Raw genomic sequence first — 20,566 nt, 5'->3', positions numbered from 1 at the left:
AACCAAGCCGCCGCTCGCAAGCCTCACATCTTCAGTTTTTGAAGTGGGTATTTTGTAATGTGCAAAGCTACGCTGATCAGCGTTGAGAATATCGTCTTACCGACCCCGGAGAAGCACAATGACTAGAAAAACCGCACTCATTACCGGCATTACCGGCCAGGATGGCGCCTATCTGGCGGAACTTCTTTTGGCAAAGGGCTACAATGTCCATGGTATCAAGCGGCGGTCGTCGTCGTTCAACACCGGTCGCATCGACAATCTCTACCAGGATCCCCACGAAAAGGACGTAAGGCTGTCGCTGCACTATGGCGATATGACCGACGCCACCAACCTCATCCGCATCGTCCAGGAAGTGCAGCCAGACGAGATTTATAATCTCGCCGCACAATCGCATGTCCAGGTGAGCTTCGAGACCGCGGAATACACGGCGAATGCCGACGCGATCGGCACGTTGCGCCTGCTCGAGGCGATCCGGCTGCTTGGCCTGACAAAAAAGACGCGTTTCTATCAAGCATCGACGTCCGAGCTCTACGGCAAAGTGCAGGAGATCCCGCAACGGGAGACGACGCCTTTCTATCCCCGGTCACCCTATGCGGCGGCAAAGATTTATGCCTACTGGATCACAGTGAATTACCGCGAAGCCTACGACATCCATGCATCCAACGGCATCCTGTTCAATCACGAGAGTCCGATGCGCGGCGAGACGTTCGTCACCCGCAAGATCACGCGCGCGGCCGCCGCGATAAGCCTCGGCCTTCAGGACAAACTCTATCTCGGCAATCTGTCGGCTGAACGCGACTGGGGCCATGCCCGCGACTATGTCGAAGGCATGTGGAGAATTCTTCAGCATGAGGTGCCCGACGATTATGTCCTTGCAACTGGGGTCAAGAACTCGGTCCGCCGCTTTGTCGAGCTTGCGTTCAACGAAGTCGGCACCGAAATCCAATGGGTCGGTTCCGGCATTGAAGAAAAAGGCATCGACGCAAAATCGGGCGCTGTTCTGGTCGAGGTGGATCCGCGCTATTTCAGACCGACCGAAGTTGAGCTTCTGATCGGCGACGCTACGAAAGCGGAGCGCGCTCTCGGGTGGAAGGCAACAACGTCGCTGGCGACAATGATCCAGGAAATGGTCCAGTCCGACCTCGAAACGGTAAGGCGGGAATCCGAACATCGGCGCCTCGACGAGGATCGCGTTCCCGTGGCGGCACAGTAAGCGGCGCTGGGCCGGGTCGACATGAAAATCTCGGTCTTGACCGTCTGTTGGAACTCCGCAGCGACAATCAGGCATACGATTGACAGCTTCTTTGCCCAAGACCATGACGACAAGGAACTGGTGATCATCGACGGCAATTCGTCGGACGAGACGCTGGCGATCGTCCGGTCTTACCCACAGGACCAGGTCCGGCTGGTCAGCGAGCCAGACGGCGGGATGTATGATGCGCTCAACAAGGGGCTGCGCCTATATACCGGAGATGGGGTTGGCGTGCTGAATTCCGACGATTGTTTCCATGACCGCACTGTGCTGGGGCGAATTTCCGTGGGGTTGGATAAGGCCGACATTTTGCATGGCAATCTGAACTTTGTTGAAAATCACTTCAACAAGAGGATCGTACGATGCTGGCGTGCTGCTCCAAGACCGGCCAAAGGTTTTCGGATTGGTTGGATGCCGGCCCATCCGACGTTCTACGTCAGGCGGAAAGTGGCGGATGCGGTCGGCACGTTCGACGTCACCTTCAAGGTGGCATCAGATTACGATTGGATGCTGAGAGCGGTCGAACTCCATGGATTCGAATCCATCACCACCGACCACGTCTTGGTGGACATGATGGTAGGCGGAGCGAGCACGCGAAGCCTCGCCTCGCATATTGGACACAACCTGGAAGCGCTGCGTTCACGCCGCCAGTGGCTCGGATCAGGTCCTCTCGACTACGCGCTCGTCGCCAAACCGTTGCGCAAACTCGGACAATTTTGGAATGCCCAAGCCTTAGAGCGCGACGCCTAGCGCATTGTCTCCCAGACGTATACGGGCGAGTCTCGCAGTCCATGAACGCTCGTGCATACAAAGATCCAACAACCCTCGAACCGGCAGAACGCTGACAATGAATGACCCAAAGAGCATTTTGGAGCCGATCGGAGGCTACGCCCTCGACTTCCTTGCGAAGCTGCGCAACCGCCAATTTGTCCCGCATTCATTGACGAAGTTGCACAATATGAAAACATGCAGGGATATGACTGGAGCCACAACCGCGGTGGAAATCGGCTCCTATAAAGGCGTCACCACAAAACGAATATCTTATCTCTTCGAGAAAGTGATCTCAGTCGAAATTGACGAGGCACTATACCATCATGCCAAGAAGCGCTGCGAAGGACGGAGAAATGTGGAATTGCTGTTCGGTGACGGAGCCAAACTCCTGCCCGAAATAGCTGCGCGCGTGAACAATGCCCTTATCTTTCTAGATGGTCATTTCAGCGGAGGCATGACCGGTCAGGGTGACGAGCCAGAGCCGGTGCTGAAAGAGCTTGATCTTATCCAGGTAAATTTGGACCACTTCTGCGCGGTTGTCGTAGATGACTTTCGGCTGTTTGGCGTAGAGCCGGGATGGCCGCGGAAGTCCGAGGTAATGCAGAAATTGGAAGACGTTTTGCCTGCGCCCGAGTGGATCCATGGCGTCCTGAACGATCAGTTCATCGGCGTTCGCAAAAGAATGGCGAAATGAGCGCTCGACGCATAAGTCGTGCTGCTCCCAGTACATTGGACCTAGGATTTGTTCGGTCGCCTAGTCGGGTCCTGACGAGTTTGCTTCGCCCTGCTGTTTTGCGTCTGAGGGGCCGTGGGCGCCAACAACAGGCGGAAACTGTTGTCAATTCGCTATCTGGCAATTTACAATGTTAGGAAGCATCCTGACTGTCTTGTCGGGATCGGTGATAGCACAGATCATAGCGGTTGCCGTTCTTCCAATCTTAACCCGTCTCTATGATGCTGAAGCGTTCGGTCGGTATCAGATCTATGCCTCGATGCTGAATGTGGCAGTGATGTTTGTTGCATTTCGCTACGAAGTCGCACTTCTCGGCGCGCGGCCGGGAAGGGTTTTTGAAAACCTGTTAAAATTAACATTTCGGCTCTGCGTCTTGACGAGCGTAGGCGCCTTTCTTGTCGCTGGTGCGGCCGATTTGTTGATGCCGAATCCCATACCGTCACTGCACAATATTCTGTTTTTTCTACCCCTCGCCATGGCAGTTGCGGGCATTTATCAAATGCTCACCTTCTTGCCGATTCGCGATCGCAACTATGGTCTAAGCGCACGCTCCAAAATCTTGCAATCGGTGGGCTTTTCATTTGGCGCGCTCGGGTTTGCCTTTCTTCCTTTCATCGGTGTCGGTCTAGTTGTGGCGGATGTGTTCGGCAGGTTTTTCGGGGCCGTTAGTATCTTGCTAGAGAGTGGCAACCTCTGGCGAATTCTCGTCTCTCGGCTCTCTTTTTCAGAGATGAGATTCACGGCCATTCGTTTCCAGAAATATGGTCTCCTCACCTTTCCCGGGACCCTTTTGTCTTCACTTAGCGGCGCGGTCCCATCATTCGCCTTCCTTGCACTGTTCAACTTGGAAGTCGCAGGGCAGTACGCCCTCCTTGAGCGGTTTCTTCTGATGCCAGTTGGTGTTATCGCGGCTGCGGTTTCGCAGGTCTTTACAGGCGAATTCTCGACGCTTTATCGGACGGATAAGAGAGGGTTGAATGGGGCGTTTCGCCGTTCGCTCCTGCAACTTGTTGCGATCGGGCTTTTGCCTACAGTGCTTGGGATGATCCTTTCGCCTAGCCTCGTTCCGCTGCTCTTTGGTTCCGATTGGGCGATGGCTGGTAGGCTCTGCGCTATTGGATTGCCGATAGCGTACGTACGTTTTGTCGCGACCGCATTAACCATGGCTCTTGTCGTAGTGGATCGCCAATCCCTCCAGTTCGCCTGGGAGGTGGGAAGGTTCCTTTTCACATTGTGCGTCTTCGGCGGGCTTGGTTGGGTAGGGGCGCAGAATCCATCTACCGTGATGGTGTGGTATGCGCTGGCGACGGCTCTCACCTATGCTATTCATCTGGTGCTGGCTGATCGTGCGACAAAAATGATCAGCTTGCAGGCAGCAGAGAACGGGGAAAAGATATGAGCCTCGTATTCCTCGCGCATTCTAAGCAATCCAACTCGACTCGCATGGTGGCTACCGCTATCGGGACCATAGTCATGGTAGGCGGCTGGCCTGCGCTGATGCGAACCACCTGCCGAACATCGACCCAGTTTTCCGCATTACAGTAGGCATACATTCATGGCAAATCTCTACGGATTTCCCGATATTGGCCGCTTTGGACTTGGCCACAGCATGCTCGCTTGGGCCCGCTGTGAGGTATGGTGTCGGAACAATAATGCGCGGATGCTCGGGCCGCGCTGGCTCCGCCCGCGGCTTGGCCCCTATTTGCGCCGAGAGCGGGACAGGCGCGAATATTTCAAGCTTTTTACCAATGAAGGCTATGTAGGCGAGCCATGGCGCACCGTACTCCTAGCCAGCGCACGCAAAATTTCGGCAGATATAGCTGCGTCCACGGAGCTTGGCGGCAGGGACACAGTCGTTATTTTCAAGAATACCGTAACGTCAAACTTCGAGAAGCATTTCCATGAGGTTAGCGGCTACGGTCCAGTTTTATACGACGCGTTCCGCAGAATCACACGCAAAAAGTACCTACCGGAAGCCGCTGCCGCCCCTTTTGTGGCTATCCATGTACGCCTTGGCGACTTTTCTCGTTTCGACGTCAATCGGGTGGCCGCAAAGACTCACAATCAGCGGCTCCCGATCGAATGGTATTGCGACAGCCTTGCCGCCCTTCGAGAGGCCGTGGGCACGAACATGCCAGCCCGTGTGTTTTCTGACGGAGATGATACGGAGCTTGCTCCGCTGCTTCGCGTCCCGGACGTGCGCCGGGCGAATGACGCGGAATCGGTCACTCACATGCTGGAGATGGCTGAGGCTAGTGCGATCATCGGAGCTGGCTCTAATTTCAATCTGTGGGCTGCCTTTTTTGGACAGGTTCCGCGGATCGTCTATCCAAACCAGGCCATCGTTGTGGTAAACGACGATCCGAGCCGAGAAGCGAGTTTTCGTGACGGCGCCTCGCTTCCTGATGTGTTCGTGAAGCACGTTAGGAAGCAGTTGATACGAGAAGGCCAGCGAGCCAACTGACTCATCGCGGGCTTGCACAGGCTGCAATTATCGTATGATGGAGATCATTTTTCGATCCTTCGGTCTAAAACTTGATGGCAGCAAGAGGGGGCAGTGATTCTCAAAACGTTTATTGCTTGGAACAGGAACGCGGCAGCATGGCTCGAACGCCGCTTTCCTGCGATTTTCGGCGCGCCGTCCTATAAGGCGGAGCTTGAGAGGCGCATCATCGACGATATTGAGCGCCTAAAACCGTCGGCCGTCCTCGAGGTCGGCGGGATAGACAGACCACTTCTAAAGCGAAGCACCAGTTTTGCCTATATTGGTCTCGACATCGAGGAAAAACCCGACTGTTATAGGATCTACGACCAATTTATCGTCCAGTCGATCGAGCAATCTGTCGACGTCGAAGTGGATATGCTTATTTCGATCACTTTGATGGAGCATGTACCAGACAACAAGGCGGCTGCTCGGTCGATGTTTTTGGCCCTGCGACCAGGGGGCGTGATGCACCACTACATTCCGTCGAAGTGGCACCCCTATTCGGTAGCGTTGCGCATCGTAGGACCCGTGATACAAAAATGGCTTATCCCGCACCTTCGGCCCGCGGCAGTCAGCGTAACAGGTTATCCGGCCTTTTTCAATCACTGCTCTCCGTCAGACATGACAAAGTTGTTTCGCCACCAAGGTTTCGAGAAGGTTGACGTACGCTCTTTTTACAGAGCCAGCGACTATTTCGCTTTCTTTTTGCCTGCTTATCTTACCGTCGCTTTGTTCGAGAATCTTTGCGCGATGCTGGATTGGCGCATCTTCTGTTCGGGTTTCGTCATCAGTGCTAGAAGGCCCGCAACTAATGTGCCGATTTGAGATACGTAATTTGAAGTTTATGCGTTGTGGCTATGCAGAAGCGTTAACAGTCCTCATTAGACCGACTGGGCCCAATTAATGCAAGAATTATCTATTGTGAAGTTTGCTGCGATTGCGATTTTCGCTTACAATCGACCGGATCGGTTGCGCGGCTTGATTGCGTCACTTGAGAAGTGCAGACATTTTCTGGCTTCTCCTGTGCGGATATACGTGGATGGTCCAAGAACTACTGCGGATGGTCAAAAGGTGAGGGATGTAATACGGTTCCTATCAGAGGTGAATCATCCAAATCTGACTGTGGTAAAGAGGGAGACGAACCATGGTCTTCGCAAATCGATCTATTCTGGTGTAAGAGAGATGTTGGCCGAGCATGACGCCGTCATTGTTTTAGAGGACGACCTGATTGCATCGGAGGACATGCTTGTCTACTTTAACGCTGCCTTGGAGAAGTATGCATCGTCGCCACGCGTGTACAGTGTCTGTGGATACATCCCGCTTTCGAAGCGCATTGCGGCTCACGACCGTGCGCTAATGCTGCCAAGCGCACACCCGTGGGGGTGGGCAACCTGGCGACGCGCATGGCAGGATTTCGATATTGACCTATCTATTCGCCCTGAAGATATTTCGTCGATCTCCTTCCGAGAGACATTTAATCTGTCTGGATACAGGGACTATACTGCGTTGCTACGTTTTACAGCGCAAGGACGTTTAGATAGCTGGTTTCTAGTGTGGAATTACTATGTATTTATGAAGGGTGGAGTCTCAGTTTTCCCGCCGCGAGCGTTGGTCGCGAATTCAGGATTTTCAGAGGGCACTCACTCTACTCGATCGAACGTGCTGAGATATCTTTATAAAAAGAACCCACCAGCACGATTTGATTTCGACCTTCCATCGGATATTTGTGTGGACTATTGGGCGATTGATTGCTTAGCGCGCTCACGCGAAGCTTGGCTTAGCACGATAACCACGAAAGCCGGAATTCTGAAACGAATTGTTCGGGATCGGAGGCTGTGAGAATATTGATTCGTGTTGTGCGTGCGGCCGTTCGGCAATTGTACCGCGTGCTGGCAGTGAGGCGCAACGTTGAGGTCGGACCAGGTTTTAAGGTTGCAAGAGGTTGTTACATAGCTTCTCCAAAACGACTTGTAATCGGACGGAACGTCAGCATTGGTTCATACTGCTGGATTGCGTGTGACGGTCAGATCGGAGATGGGGTCCTGATCTCAAGCTTCGTGGGGATCGTAGGTCGTAAAGATCATGATATGCGATTTCTTGGCAGCCATATAGTAGACGCGCCGTGGGTGTATGAGGACGACGGTAAACTAGCGTCGGCCAAGGACGCGATTCAAATTGAGGATGACGTTTGGGTTGGTTTTGGCGCAACTCTGCTGTCGGGCATTCGAATAGGGAGGGGCGCGGTAGTAGGTGCCGCTGCAGTTGTTACAAAGGACGTGCCTTCATATGCAATTGTCGTTGGAAACCCGGCTGCCGTCGTAGGGTTCAGGTTTACGGAAGAGGAAGTCGTCAAACATGAAGCGCTACTAGCCGAGAAGAAACGCAAAATGCCAGGCCGTTAAATCGAAAGCCGTCGCGGCGCTTCGTTTGATTGGCAGCTGCTCTGGGCAGGCTGCGACTGCGATCCTGGCGATCGTGTGAGGAGAGCCGCAGCAGGCGGGCGCGATACTACGTGCTAGGCTCGTAGCTCCTGCCTCGGACGAAAGGCCAGGCGGACGACATCTTCCAAGGCGTCGGGGCGATGGTGGCATGGTCACAAGGAATGGGAGGTCGGCCCGACCGGTACCCTGCTCTTAGCCGACCGTAAAGACGACTCTTACGACATACTAGACTCTTACGACATACTAACGGTGTGTTCTATCAACCACACCGAAACCAAAAATTATATCGCATGTGCGAAATGGGTTGGAATTGGCGCCGAAAGCTGGTACGCGCTGATGAGTAGCTTGGCGGTTGGGGGGTGGCCTCAGGTAACGTGGGACAGAAGGATTGATGCGGATGAACTTAGTTGTGAAAAGTGCGTTGGCCGGAGTTGTTGTGTTGGCCGGCTTCGCCCCGGTGTCGTCTTTCGCGCAGGACGGGTCGTGCACCTGTGCAACCGCCTATGACGGCGTAAATCCGATTGGATCGCTCGGTCGCGTCAATGGCGATGTAATGATCTCGCAGGTGGCTGGCTATGGTCCGGCGCAAGCGGGCGGCGCGCTTGATTTCGGCAGCCGTGTCGTGGTTGGTGCCAAGGGCTCGGCTTCGGTTCAGGTCGGTGGCTGCAATGTGAGTGTCCCGGCGAATTCGACGCTCGATATTTCGCGTGTCGAGAACAAGATTTGCCTCAATGTCCTGGGTTCTGAGAAGACCGCCCAGACGGGCAATTCTAACACAAACAACAACACGCCGCTCTTTATTTTTGGCGGCATGGCTCTTGGGGCTGGTGTTCTGGCTGCAACGGCGGACAAAGATCACGGCCACGCCGTTAGCGACTAAGTTGACCGCGTAGTAAATAAGGCAACGGCAGCAGAGGCGTGTGGCGCTTCTGCTGTGTCTGTTGTTGGCGACAAAAGCGAGCTTGGCGTGTATGCTGGTATCGCGACTGCCGCATCGGTCGGATCGCCTAAGCCAAGGCGACATGCGGATGTCTGAGGCTGGCGAACATGGCGGATGAGGGCTGGAATGCCGGTCGATCTAGGTTGCATGGCTGAATTGCAATTTCTTCGCTTGCTGCTGTGGGTTGGTGCAAGTTTCGGATACGTCGCCGACTAACGCGATGATCAAAGTCAATCCTCTGGAGGGCGGCATGTATGTAGCGCGGGATACATCAGGCGCAGCTAGCGCCGCCGATGCGGCGCTGATCGTCGGCCTGCACGATGACTATCATTCTGGCCGCCATTAGCCGCGACTTGGCATCCATCGTATCGCATGAACTTGACAAGCGCGTTATTCGCTGTTTTGCGGGTGACGCATTTATATTTTTTGGGGATGACGTCGCCGCGTTGCTTCGTTGCAGTCACAAACGCCCATGATCGATCTGCATTCCCATATTTTGCCCGGCCTTGATGACGGCTCGCCCAGTTTTGCCGAATCGCTGGAAATGGCTCGACTGGCGGTGGCCGACGGAACTACTCACATGGCGTGCACGCCGCACGTGACGCCGGGCGTTTACGAGAACGGAACATCAAACATTGTCCGGGCGGTTCAAGAACTGCAGCAGGCGCTGCGTAGCGCCGCCATCCCGCTTGCTCTTTACGTCGGTGCCGACGTTCACATAGCACCGGATCTTCCAGAACAGCTGACGGCCGGCAGTGTGCCGACCTTAAACCGGTCCCGATATTTTCTGTTCGAACCGCCGCATCATGTTCTGCCTCCACGAATGGAGGATTTTGCCTTGCGCCTGATAAATGCTGGCTTCATTCCGATTCTTACTCATCCTGAGCGTTTGACTTGGATCAAAACGAATTACGACGTTATCGAGAGGTTGAATGCAGTCGGCTGCCTTATCCAGCTTACCGCAGACTCGATTGTTGGTGCTTTTGGACGCACAGCGCTTTATTATTCGGAAAAGCTGATTGATGAGGGCAGGGTGGATATCATCGCGTCGGACACTCATAGCGCTACACGCCGGCGTCCTGGGCTTTCACAGGCGGTTGCTGCTGCTGCCAAGCGATGTGGGGAAGACGAGGCCCGCAACATGGTGTTGACACGTCCAGGCGAGATTTTGGCGAACCGGCCCATCGAGCCGATCGGAAAAGAACGTCCGAAAAACCAAACCGCTGGTAGCGCTGGCCGTTTTGGAGGATTGGGCCGCCTCTTCAAGGGTGGGACAGCATGATGGGCATTTTTCATTTGGCAAAAAGCTCCATAAGCACGATACTCGCCTTGCTAGCTTCGCTTGCAATGTCGGCATGCACGAGCACCTCGTCGACGACACCTACTTCTTCGAGTTCGGTCGATGCGCTGCAATTGACGTCGTCATCGGCGCCACTTTCGGGTGGCGGCGCTCTGAAGGTAGTGAAGGATCTGCCTGCACCGCAAAACACCCAGAACGGCAGCGAGCAGCCCCTGTCTCCAAACGATGTCCTTGAGGTGAACGTGTTTCAGGTCGACAACTTGAACCGGACGGTTCAAGTCGACTCTGCTGGCCAGATTTCCCTTCCGCTCATTGGTACGATTACCGCGGCAGGGAAGACCGTTCGTCAATTGGAGCAGGAGATCGAGACCACCTACGGCGCCAAATACCTGCAGTCTCCTGACGTCACGATTTTCGTAAAGGAGTCCATCGGACAACGCATAACTGTCGATGGCGAAGTCAATAAGGCCGGCATCTATCCGGTCTCGAGCAATTCTTCTCTCATTGATGCGATCGCCCTTGCCGGAGGGTTCAATACCGTTGGGGATGCAAAAAAGGTCTTTGTATATCGCAATATCGGCGCAAACACTTTGGTTGCTAATTACAACGTCGAGGAGATTCGTGGTGGCAAGAGCCGCAATCCACGCATCTATGGTGGCGACAAGATCGTGGTCTTCGCCTCGAAATCGAAAATTGCGATGAACAATCTCAAGGATGCCCTCGGTGTCGCCTCAAGCGCGGCCCGAATTGCGGTGATCCCGGGACTATGAATCGCAGCCGCCGGAATTTGTCGGAATGCATGCAAAAACCTAGGATTACGACGCACCATGCTCGATCGTAACAGACAGCATCAAATCGCAGGCCCGGGACATGGCCAGGCCTTGTCCGCCGACCTGTATTATGACGGTGGGCAAAACTATAGCCCTTATGGCCGCGACTATTCGGAGCAGGAACAGGGCTTTAATCCGCTTAAGCTGTTCTTCTACGTCGTCCAGTATCGGTGGCTGTTCGTAATGATGGTGGCAGCCGCGCTTGTCGCCGGGGTCATTGTCACGATGATGCAGACACCTAAATACCGGGCGACAACACAATTGGAAGTGCTGGTCCCTTCGGCCAAGGTCTTCCAGGACATCGAGGTGGTCTCTGAAAATGCGGACGTGCGGGCCTTTCTCACCGCCCGTGAAAAGCTCAAAAGTCGCGCTTTGGCTCAGCGCGTCGTGTTTCAGTTGGGCCTGAGCGAAAGACCGGACTTCCTTTTCCCGACGCCTAGCTTCTCGCTCTCTAATATCTTCTATCGCGCCTTCGGGATCTCCAAGTCCCCTTCTATTGAACAGAAGACGCCGGAAGAACGTGAGGAGATCGCGATTGAGCGCATTCTGGATGACCTCACGGTCAACCTAGTCACCAACACAAGCTTGCTATCGATCACTTTTATCGATCAGAATCCGAAATACGCAAGCGACGTTGCTAACCAGGTCGCACAAAGCTTCATCGATCAGCGTCTTGATCAGACCAGCGAAACTTCCGACCTAGCGCGGCAATTCATCCAGGAACAGGTTTTGCAAGTAAAGCAGAAGCTTCAGAAATCGGAAGAAGAACTGGTCGCCTACGCTAAGGATGCTGGCATTACGATAACCGGCGACGACAAGTCGCTGATAGGCTCGAATATTGAGGCGATGAATACGGCGCTTGCGACAGCCATTCAGGACCGCCTTGATGCAGGGCGCGTGGTAGATCAGATAGATAAAGGCCGCGGATCGAGCTTGGCGCCCGTCCTGGAAAGCGAAGGTTTACAGAAACTGAGCGAAAAGCTGGCGGATTTGACCAGCCAGTATCAACAGAAGCTCGGGATCTTGAAGCCAGGCTTTCCCGAAATGCAGCAGCTCCAGTCGCAGATAAAAGAGTTGCAGCGGCTTTACAATAACGGCGTCCTAGCCATTACAGATTCGTTGCGCTTGAAGTATCAGGAGGCCCAGAACAAGGAAGCTGACCTCAGGAGCAAACTTGCTGAAATGGAAAAGCAGCAGGTTGTATTCAACGATAAGAACATCAAATACACAATCCTCAAGCGCGAGGTTGATTCAAACCGGTCGCAATATGACAATCTTATTGCAAAGCTAAACGAGGTTGGTGTCAGCTCAGAATTGAAGACTCAGAGCGCAGCTATTGTTGATTTCGCAGCGCTTCCGGATCACCCTTACTCTCCACGCCTTAGCGTCAATCTTGCTGTCGCACTGTTTATTTTCCTTGCGTTGGCTACGTCGATTGTTTACATAATAGAGTTGTTGAATAACACCTTTACGAACCCTGAACAGATTGAAAAGGAACTTGGGCTGTCGATGCTCGGCATCTTGCCGCTTGTTGACGACCGTGAACTCGTAGCCAGCATCGCCGATCAGAAATCTGGGCTTTCGGAAGCCTACCGCTCGCTTCGGACGTCGCTGCAATTCTCCGGGGCCGAAGGAGCACCGCGGTCGCTGCTCGTTACAAGTTCCGAGCCCTCTGAGGGTAAGTCGACCACTTCGTTCAAGCTTGGGCAGGATTTTGCAGCACTTGGTGCAAGAGTTCTCATTGTCGACGGCGACCTTCGAAAACCGAATCTTCACCGCCTCTTTGGTCTCGACAACGCAATCGGCCTGAGTAATCTGCTGACGAACACGGTACGCAAAGAGGATCTGCCGAGCATTTTCAGGGCGACTAAGTATCCCAACGTCACCGTTTTGACCTCTGGAACAATACCGCCAAATCCGGCGGATCTGCTCTCTTCGCCGAAAATGGCTCTGATCGTAACCAATCTCGGCAAGCGCTTCGATCTTGTCATAATCGACGCGCCGCCGATTGTGGGCCTCTCGGATGCGCCCATCCTCAGCCGGCTGGCCGAAGGTACATTGATGGTTGTTTCGACAAACCAAGTCACACGCAAATCGGCGAAGGCGGCGTTAAAGCGCATGCGAGCCGCTGGCGCCAATGTGGTTGGAGCCGCAATGTCAAAATTTGCGGTGAACAAGTTCGACTACAACTACGCTTATAAATACATGAATAGTCAATACTACAGCTATGGCGAGAATATAACGAAGATTGAGGGCAAAGTGGATGATGGCGCAGACCAGCCCCCTTATGCAGCATCTCCGGCGTTCAAGCGTTTGGTTCGTCGCATCCGTTCTGGTGTTGGCGGCTTCGTCGATCGGGCTAAGTCGGTTTCTTGAAACGGAGACGCCAGCCGTTTCTCTTGTGCTGGATCCGCTGAACGTCGATGCACTGATAAGCGAAATTACAGATGATCTGAACAATACCAGCAAATCCCCGGATTACGAGGCTTTGCTTGCCCGGGCCAGGGACGCGCTTCGTTTCAATCTAGTCGACGCACGTCTCTACAGCCTGATCGGTGAGATCAAATACCGACAAGGTGCAAAAGAGGATGCTTATGAGCTGTTCAATCAGGCTCGCAAGCTGTCCAAAACAGAGATCCATGCGCTCCAGAGGTCGATTGGCCACTCTACAGAGACAGGTGATTTGTCAAAGGCCGTCGGCGAGATCGATATATTGCTGCGGCGGTGGCCAGACCAATTTCCCGCGATCGCAGAAGGGCTCACGGCGGTTCTGTCGAACCCCGATGGATATCAGGCCATGCTGGCAGCTATCACTGCGGAGACGCCTTGGAGATCCAGCCTCTTCGTCGCTCTGGCCAATGATCCTACCGGGTTGGAATACGCGAATCAGCTGCTGCTCGATCTTCACAAATCAAGCGCACCGCCGAAACTGGGCGAGTTATCCATAGTTATTAACGGCTATTTTCGTCAGAGCGAGTATCAACAGGCGTATCGGCTGTTCCTTTTCACGTTGTCGGACGACGAGCGGAAGTTGGGCGGTTACATCTTCAACAGCACGTTCGAACCGATATCCGGCGGCAGGCTCTTCGATTGGCAGGTCCGTGACCAGTCTGGCCTGGAAGTAACGTTTGAGAGATCCCAAGGGGCGGTGGAAGGCGAGGGCGGGGCGACAATCCGCTTCTTGAACACGCCGGTGAAGAACTCTGCCCTTCAGCAGTATATCGAGCTGCCTCCTGGATCCTACAAGATTTCTCTGAGCGCGTCTGCTAGAAACCTCAAGCTTCCGAAGGAACTGTTCTGGTCGCTTCGATGTCCAGATGGTGAAATCGCTCGCTTCAATATTCCCGAAGGTACATTCAATCGGCAGACTATGAGTCGGTATTTTACGATTGGTCCGGACACATGTCGGATGCAACTGTTGAGACTTGAGACTGCAGCCATTGCCGAGAGCTGGCGATTTCGCTATGTCGGTACATTGGTAATGCACAAATTGAGCATTGAGAGACTTCCATCTTGAACACCCGGCCGTCGGAATGGGATAAATATCTCCTCGGCACGGTCTTGTTTGTATCGCTGTTGATTGGCGGTGGTACTGCGAGCGGCCTCTACACGGACACTCTGATCGAGATTGCGGCAATTGTATCGGCTGCGGCCGTTTTTTCGCAAACTCCCGGCCAGAGTACCCCCCGGCCTATTCTGTGGCTGCTGCTCTCCGCCGTGGCGTTTGCAGTTTTGCAAATCATCCCACTACCGACGGCCATATTCAACGGATTACGGCCGGAGCTGCTCCTCGGAGACCCTTGGGTCGGCGATAGCCGATTTCGCTTCATCAGCGTTGGGGTCGGCCGTACAGTGGAATGTCTGCTTTTTCTTCTGGCCGCTGCAGCGTTTTTTTTGGCCGTATTGCGTTTGCGTGCTGAACAGGTAAGTGCGCTCCTGCCGTTTTTCTTCATCGGTGTGATCTGCAATGGTTTGGCGGGGACCATTCAATATTCTCTCTCGGACGACATCGCAATCGAGGGCCTGTTGCCTTTTACGATCAATGCCGGGCTTTTCGCCAATCGAAATCATTTCGCGGCTTTGCTGTTTGTGTCGATCCCTTTCGTCGTTTACTACGGGCTCTTCCGCGGGCGCCTTTTGTCCGGGTCCCTTGGATTGATTACTCTTTTGCTGCTGCTTTTGGCAGCCGGTTCGCGTGCCGGTGTTCTGATAGGGTTGGCGATCACAGTATTGTCCGTCATCTTTCTCTCAGCTCGTTCAAAGGTGAGCGGGTTCAGCGTTCTCCTGATTTTTGTCGGGCTTTCGATCTACACGATCGGCGTTTGGACCAAAATCGACGCCGACGCAATCGATCCGGCTTTCGGGCGAGGAGAATTCGCTCGAACAACAATCGAAGGGATAAAGGACAATTGGGCGACAGGTGTCGGATTTGGGAGTTTTCAGAAAGCGTACCAGATATACGAACGGGAGAGCATGATTTTCCAGAAATTCGTCAATCATGCCCACAATGACTACCTCGAAATAGCTTTCGAAGGAGGAGTTCCGGCCATGCTGCTGATGGCAGGTTATTTCGTATTGCTTCTGGCTGCACTGGCCAGGGTTCGCCGTGACCCCCTTCAGAAGGCGGCATTCCTCTCGGTATCTTTTCTTCTCATTCATTCGCTGGTCGACTATCCGCTGCGAACCGAGGCGCTGGCGATGACCTTTGCCTATATGAACGCCATCATCTTTCACAAAGGATTTGCGGAGCGCTTCAGCCGCAAGAGCGAAATGATCGAGATCGACCACAACGGTGACAAGCTACTTGTCCCCATCGGAAATTCATCCTAAGGGCCTCCTCGCTACGCTGGCGTCGTCTTAACGAGGCGGCGGCTTTCAGGCGAGCCGGCTCTCGGCTTCCGAGGCTCAGGCAATATTTTCCTGCCTCTCCCACGTCCAATTGGTCGCTGAGCAGAAATTTCCCGAATGGGCCTGCTGTATGGAAAATTCATTCCCGAACCATTCGGCTGCAAGCCTGTCTTGCATTGTTCTGGACCGGAACGATCTGCTAGAACGCCGGCACGAGAATAGATTGTCCAGAAGTGCAGTTTGAATCGGGCGGCTGAAAAATGCGCCTGTTGATGATGCAAGCTCTTGCGCGGACGGCATGTGAGAAGTTTATAGTCCATGAACATCGCGCTTACGCACCTTCAGCGGCTTGAGGCCGAATCCATCCATATTTTTCGCGAGGTGGCCGCGGCCTTTGCCAAGCCGGTCATGCTCTATTCGGTCGGCAAGGATTCGTCCGTGCTCATGCACCTGGCTATGAAGGCGTTTTATCCGGCCAAGCCACCCTTTCCCTTTCTCCATGTCGACACGACCTGGAAATTCCGCGAAATGATCGCCTTTCGCGACCAGATGCAGCAAAAGCTCGGCTTCGACCTCCTGGTCCATGTCAATGAAGATGGCGTGCGCGACAACATCAACCCGTTCGACCATGGCTCCAATACCCACACGCATGTGATGAAGACGGTGGCGCTGCGGCAGGCGCTCGACAAATACGGTTTTGACGCTGCCTTCGGCGGCGCGCGACGCGATGAGGAGAAGTCGCGCGCCAAGGAGCGCATCTTCTCTTTCCGCAACGCCCAGCATGTCTGGGATCCGAAGAACCAGCGGCCGGAGATGTGGAAGATTTTCAACACCCGCATCGCTGCCGGTGAATCGATCCGGGTGTTCCCGTTGTCGAACTGGACCGAGCTCGACATCTGGCAGTACATTCTCCAGGAAGACATCCCGATCGTGCCGCTGTATTTGGCCAAGGAGCGGCCGGTCGTCGAACGTGATGGCATGCTTATCCTTAGGGATGATGAGCGCATGCAGCTGCGGCCCGGCGAAACAGTGGAGAACCGGATGGTGCGGTTCCGCACGCTCGGCTGCTATCCGCTGACCGGCGCGATCGACTCGGACGCCGACACTCTGGAGGCGATAGTCGGCGAAATGCTCACCGCACGCACGTCCGAGCGGCAAGGTCGCCTGATCGACCGCGACGAAGCCGGCTCGATGGAAAAGAAGAAGCGCGAGGGGTATTTCTGAGCATGCGCCACATCATGGCCAAGAGCCTCGCCCCAACCGACGGCGTCCGCGACTATCTGGCGGCGCAGGAACGAAAGTCGCTGCTGCGCTTCCTGACCTGCGGCTCAGTCGACGACGGCAAGTCGACGCTGATCGGGCGCCTGCTTTCCGACACCAAGCAGATTTTCGAGGACCAGCTGGCGACCCTCGAGCGCGATTCGCGCAAGCACGGCACCACCGGCGACGACGTCGACTTCGCGCTGCTGGTCGACGGCCTCGAGGCCGAGCGCGAGCAAGGCATCACCATCGACGTCGCCTATCGCTTCTTCGCCACGCCAAAGCGGAAGTTCATCGTCGCCGACACGCCCGGGCACGAACAATACACGCGTAACATGGCGACGGGTGCATCGACCGCCGATCTCGCCATCGTGCTGATCGATGCCCGCCAGGGCGTATTGCGTCAGACCAGGCGGCATTCGATCATTGCCTCGCTGCTGGGCATCCGCCACATCGTGCTCGCAGTCAACAAGATCGATCTTGTCGGCTTCGACGAGGCGGTTTTTAAACAGATCGTCGCGGATTACGCGCAATTCTCACGTGAGCTTGGCTTCCAGACAATCGTGCCCATTCCTATGTCGGCCCGCTACGGCGACAACGTTACCGGCCGTTCCGATAGGACGGATTGGTATTCCGGCCCGACGCTGATCGAACATCTCGAAACCGTGTCGGTCGATGAGGCCGCGGTCGAATTGCCATTCCGGTTTCCCGTCCAATATGTGAACCGTCCCAACCTCGATTTTCGCGGTTTCGCCGGTACCATCGCCTCCGGATCGGTAGCGCCGGGCGACGAGGTGGTCGTCGCCAAATCCGGCAAGTCCTCCCGTGTCAGGCGCATCGTCTCGCATGGCGGCGACCTTCAGCAGGCTATCGCCGGCCAGGCCATCACCCTTGTCCTCGACGACGAGGTCGAGGTCTCTCGCGGCAATATGCTGGTATCACCGGCAGCGCGGCCGCAGGTCGCCGACCAGTTCGCCGCCAACATCGTCTGGTTCGACGAACACGCGCTGCTGCCCGGCCGCTCCTACATCCTGCGCACCGAAACTGACCAGACCAGCGCCACCATCACCGACCTGAAGTACCGGGTCAACGTCAACGACTTTGCCCATGAGGCGGCCAAGTCGCTTGAAATGAACGAAGTCGGCATCTGCAACATCTCGACGCGGTCGCCGATCGCCTTCGACCCGTTTGCCGAGAACCGCACCACTGGCGCCTTCATCCTGATCGACCGCATCACCAATGCCACGGTCGGTGCCGGCATGATCCTGCATTCGCTGCGTCGCGCCGAAAACATCCATTGGCAGTCGCTCGATGTCGGCAAGCGCGCCCGTGCCGATATGAAGAACCAGCGGCCGGCGGTGTTCTGGTTTACCGGGCTTTCGGGCTCGGGCAAGTCGACCATCGCCAATCTGTTCGAGAAGAAGCTGTTCGCCACTGGCCGCCATACATACATTCTGGATGGCGACAACGTTCGTCACGGCCTCAACCGCGATCTCGGCTTCACGGACGCCGATCGGGTCGAGAACATTCGCCGCGTCGCCGAAGTGGCGCGCCTGATGGCCGACGCCGGGTTGATCGTCATCGTGTCGTTCATTTCGCCGTTCAGCGCAGAGCGGCGCATGGCGCGCGAACTGATGGCCGACGGCGAATTCGTCGAGGTGTTTGTCGACACACCCTTCGAGGAATGCGCCAGGCGCGATCCGAAGGGCCTCTATGCGCGGGCGTTGAACGGCGAGATCAAGAATTTCACGGGTGTCGATTCACCGTATGAGGTGCCGGAAAGACCCGAAATTCATCTCAAAACACTCGGCAGATCGGCCGAGGAGATGGTGGACGCCCTGGAACACTGGCTGAACGAGCGGGACATTGCCGAAGACCAATATGACAGCGGCGGCGGTATCTAACGACGAAGCGATGCTCGCCGTCTTCGAGCACCTTGCCTTGGCGGCAGGGCGCGAGGTGATGCGCGTCTTTCGTGCCGGCTGTGCGGTCGACAGCAAATCGGACAGTTCGCCAGTGACGGAGGCGGATCGCGAGAGCGAGAAAATCATCCTTGCCGGGCTGCGTGCCGCATTTCCCAAGATTCCGTGCGTGGCAGAGGAGGAAGCCTCTGCCGGCATCATGGCGCTGGATCTCGGCGACGCCTTTTTCCTGATCGATCCGCTCGACGGCACCAAGGAGTTCGTCAACAGGCGGACCGATTTCACCGTCAATATCGCGCTGGTTCGCAATGGCGTGCCGGAGATCGGCGTTGTCTTCGCGCCTTGCACCGGCCGCTTCTTTTCCGGCCGGCCGGGCAAAGCGGAAGCGATCGAGATCAATGACGATTATGAGATCGTCGATCGCCAGCCGATTTCGGCGAGGGCCGGTATGGTGCCGCTGACCGTCGTTGCCAGCCGGTCCCACAACACGCCGGAAACCGATGCCTATATCCGCGCGCTTGGCGCGGCCGAGATCGTCTCGATCGGGTCGTCGCTGAAATTCTGCCTCCTCGCCAGCGCCGAGGCGGACATCTATCCGCGCTTCGGCCGCACCATGGAGTGGGATACAGCCGCGGGTGATGCGGTGCTACGCGCCGCCGGCGGCATGACGCGCACGCTGGATGGTGAGCCGCTCGCCTACGGCAAGCGCAACCAGAGCGACGACGAGGATTTCGCCAACCCGCATTTTATCGCCAGCGGCAAGCTGCTGGGCCTGCCTAGACGATGACTGCGCAGTTTCCAGACCCGTACGAAAGTGCGAGTGCTACAACTGATTTATGGAAGTTACCTCAGATATTGCTCGAGATCTGTAAGCACAATGGGACGATCCCTATCCAGCCTGGCGTGGCCGATTCGCTTCGCGTCCGGTCGCTGCTGGCGGAGCCTTCACACGGTGTATCCAAATTGCTATATACCGGTACACTTGAACGGCTATACGAGCGAGTGATGGCGTTCCACATCAAGAATCCCGAGACCGACGCGCTGGCCCGCCGGGTCGCCGCGCTTAAGAGGACTGGTCTGACAGAGGCCGTCCATGCCGCGCTCACGCATGAGCTTGAGCGCGAACAGGCTAGACCGTCCCTGGTGGAGATCGGCGTCAGGTTCTGTCGTGATCTGCGAGCCCGGGGCAAGCCCGATCAGGGCAAGCCCGCCGACAAGGCGTTTCGCGACAGCCTGTACGAGAATGACTGATGTTCATCGACGCCTCGGCTCTGACGGCGCTGATGACCAACGAGGATGATGCGCGCGAACTCCTTGCACGCATGCAGCAGACCAGAAAGCGGCTGACCTCGCCACTTGCGGTATGGGAGGCTGCAATCGCGGTCGCGAGAGTCTTGGACTTGGCAATCAGCGAGGCGGCTGAGGCCGTCGAAAGCTATCTCTCATTGATGGAGATTGACATGGTCGCGGTGCCGCCGAATACGGCTCGCCTCGCGCTCGAGGCTTTCGATCGCTTCGGCAAGGGCCGGCACCCGGCGCGGTTAAACTTTGGTGACTGTTTCGCCTATGCTTGTGCCCGGCATTTTGACCAGCCATTAATGTTCAAAGGCGCCGACTTTCCGCAGACCGACATCGAGGCGGCGTGAGTGCCACAGTCTCGCGACGCAGAGCACAAGCGTCGCTTACTGGTTTGTCGCGCTCCCCATTAGTCCTACGGGTTAGCCGACTGTCACCGAACAGAAAGTAGGTTGCCCGTTCCACGGTCCAGATTGCATCACGTTCAA

The 20,566-nt window shown here is 55.6% G+C and carries 20 protein-coding genes; all 20 read left to right on the top strand.

Translation table 11 applies throughout. The features are described from left to right. The first annotated feature begins 118 nt into the window (after nucleotides 1-118). The 20 genes from gmd to NKJ84_RS25800 all read left to right on the top strand — a co-directional run bounded on the left by gmd (nucleotide 119) and on the right by NKJ84_RS25800 (nucleotide 20,428). Nucleotides 119-1,213 (top strand): GDP-mannose 4,6-dehydratase, encoded by a 1,095-nt coding sequence (gene gmd, locus NKJ84_RS25895; RefSeq protein WP_352508798.1) that lies wholly within the window; start codon nucleotides 119-121, stop codon nucleotides 1,211-1,213. A 21-nt stretch (nucleotides 1,214-1,234) separates the two neighbouring features. After that, nucleotides 1,235-2,002 carry a glycosyltransferase family 2 protein gene (locus NKJ84_RS25890; RefSeq protein WP_352508797.1) on the top strand — a complete coding sequence of 256 codons (768 nt, stop codon included), beginning with the start codon at nucleotides 1,235-1,237 and terminating at the stop codon, nucleotides 2,000-2,002. A gap of 97 nt (nucleotides 2,003-2,099) precedes the next feature. Then, nucleotides 2,100-2,717 carry a class I SAM-dependent methyltransferase gene (locus NKJ84_RS25885; protein WP_352508796.1) on the top strand — a complete coding sequence of 206 codons (618 nt, stop codon included), beginning with the start codon at nucleotides 2,100-2,102 and terminating at the stop codon, nucleotides 2,715-2,717. 169 nt (nucleotides 2,718-2,886) lie between these two features. Next, nucleotides 2,887-4,155, top strand: a complete 1,269-nt coding sequence (locus NKJ84_RS25880) for a lipopolysaccharide biosynthesis protein (RefSeq protein WP_352508795.1) — start codon at nucleotides 2,887-2,889, stop codon at nucleotides 4,153-4,155. 156 nt (nucleotides 4,156-4,311) lie between these two features. Then, nucleotides 4,312-5,220 (top strand): hypothetical protein, encoded by a 909-nt coding sequence (locus NKJ84_RS25875; RefSeq protein WP_352508794.1) that lies wholly within the window; start codon nucleotides 4,312-4,314, stop codon nucleotides 5,218-5,220. A gap of 93 nt (nucleotides 5,221-5,313) precedes the next feature. Next, a complete protein-coding gene (locus NKJ84_RS25870; protein ID WP_352508793.1) occupies nucleotides 5,314-6,066 on the top strand; it encodes a methyltransferase domain-containing protein in 753 nt (250 codons plus the stop codon). A 78-nt stretch (nucleotides 6,067-6,144) separates the two neighbouring features. Next, the gene (locus NKJ84_RS25865; RefSeq protein ID WP_352508792.1) at nucleotides 6,145-7,080 is read left to right on the top strand and encodes a glycosyltransferase family protein; all 936 of its coding nucleotides are present in this window, start codon (nucleotides 6,145-6,147) and stop codon (nucleotides 7,078-7,080) included. Then, nucleotides 7,077-7,643: an acyltransferase gene (locus NKJ84_RS25860; RefSeq protein WP_352508791.1), complete on the top strand. Its 567-nt coding sequence runs from the start codon at nucleotides 7,077-7,079 to the stop codon at nucleotides 7,641-7,643. The genes NKJ84_RS25865 and NKJ84_RS25860 overlap by 4 nt, the downstream gene beginning before the upstream one ends. A gap of 436 nt (nucleotides 7,644-8,079) precedes the next feature. Continuing rightward, a complete protein-coding gene (locus NKJ84_RS25855; RefSeq protein WP_352508790.1) occupies nucleotides 8,080-8,562 on the top strand; it encodes a hypothetical protein in 483 nt (160 codons plus the stop codon). Nucleotides 8,563-8,842: 280 nt separating this feature from the next. Beyond that, entirely contained in the window at nucleotides 8,843-8,968 is a 126-nt protein-coding gene (locus NKJ84_RS25850; RefSeq protein WP_352508789.1) for a hypothetical protein, read from the top strand. A 126-nt stretch (nucleotides 8,969-9,094) separates the two neighbouring features. After that, nucleotides 9,095-9,904, top strand: a complete 810-nt coding sequence (locus NKJ84_RS25845) for a tyrosine-protein phosphatase (protein ID WP_352508788.1) — start codon at nucleotides 9,095-9,097, stop codon at nucleotides 9,902-9,904. Further along, nucleotides 9,901-10,692, top strand: a complete 792-nt coding sequence (locus NKJ84_RS25840; RefSeq protein WP_352508787.1) for a polysaccharide biosynthesis/export family protein — start codon at nucleotides 9,901-9,903, stop codon at nucleotides 10,690-10,692. Before NKJ84_RS25845 ends, NKJ84_RS25840 begins: the two co-directional genes overlap by 4 nt. Before the next feature lie 57 nt (nucleotides 10,693-10,749). Beyond that, the gene (locus tag NKJ84_RS25835) at nucleotides 10,750-13,128 is read left to right on the top strand and encodes a GumC family protein (RefSeq protein WP_352508786.1); all 2,379 of its coding nucleotides are present in this window, start codon (nucleotides 10,750-10,752) and stop codon (nucleotides 13,126-13,128) included. Next, entirely contained in the window at nucleotides 13,016-14,269 is a 1,254-nt protein-coding gene (locus NKJ84_RS25830; protein ID WP_352508785.1) for a tetratricopeptide repeat protein, read from the top strand. The genes NKJ84_RS25835 and NKJ84_RS25830 overlap by 113 nt, the downstream gene beginning before the upstream one ends. Next, nucleotides 14,266-15,582, top strand: coding sequence for an O-antigen ligase family protein (locus NKJ84_RS25825; protein ID WP_352508784.1), 1,317 nt, complete (start codon nucleotides 14,266-14,268; stop codon nucleotides 15,580-15,582). Before NKJ84_RS25830 ends, NKJ84_RS25825 begins: the two co-directional genes overlap by 4 nt. A 336-nt stretch (nucleotides 15,583-15,918) precedes the next feature. Next, nucleotides 15,919-16,824, top strand: a complete 906-nt coding sequence (gene cysD / locus NKJ84_RS25820; protein WP_352478514.1) for a sulfate adenylyltransferase subunit CysD — start codon at nucleotides 15,919-15,921, stop codon at nucleotides 16,822-16,824. A 2-nt stretch (nucleotides 16,825-16,826) separates the two neighbouring features. Then, nucleotides 16,827-18,764, top strand: coding sequence for a sulfate adenylyltransferase subunit CysN (gene cysN / locus NKJ84_RS25815; RefSeq protein WP_352508783.1), 1,938 nt, complete (start codon nucleotides 16,827-16,829; stop codon nucleotides 18,762-18,764). A gap of 10 nt (nucleotides 18,765-18,774) precedes the next feature. Further along, the gene (cysQ, locus tag NKJ84_RS25810) at nucleotides 18,775-19,569 is read left to right on the top strand and encodes a 3'(2'),5'-bisphosphate nucleotidase CysQ (RefSeq protein ID WP_352508810.1); all 795 of its coding nucleotides are present in this window, start codon (nucleotides 18,775-18,777) and stop codon (nucleotides 19,567-19,569) included. A gap of 218 nt (nucleotides 19,570-19,787) precedes the next feature. Further along, complete coding sequence (locus NKJ84_RS25805) at nucleotides 19,788-20,033, top strand: type II toxin-antitoxin system VapB family antitoxin (RefSeq protein ID WP_352508782.1); 246 nt, start codon at nucleotides 19,788-19,790, stop codon at nucleotides 20,031-20,033. Next, entirely contained in the window at nucleotides 20,033-20,428 is a 396-nt protein-coding gene (locus NKJ84_RS25800; protein WP_352508781.1) for a type II toxin-antitoxin system VapC family toxin, read from the top strand. Before NKJ84_RS25805 ends, NKJ84_RS25800 begins: the two co-directional genes overlap by 1 nt. Nucleotides 20,429-20,566 lie beyond the last annotated feature (138 nt).

The sequence above is a fragment of the Mesorhizobium sp. M0048 genome, from assembly GCF_040323405.1.
Classification (GTDB): domain Bacteria; phylum Pseudomonadota; class Alphaproteobacteria; order Rhizobiales; family Rhizobiaceae; genus Mesorhizobium.
This window is presented reverse-complemented; position numbering and strand designations above follow the sequence as displayed.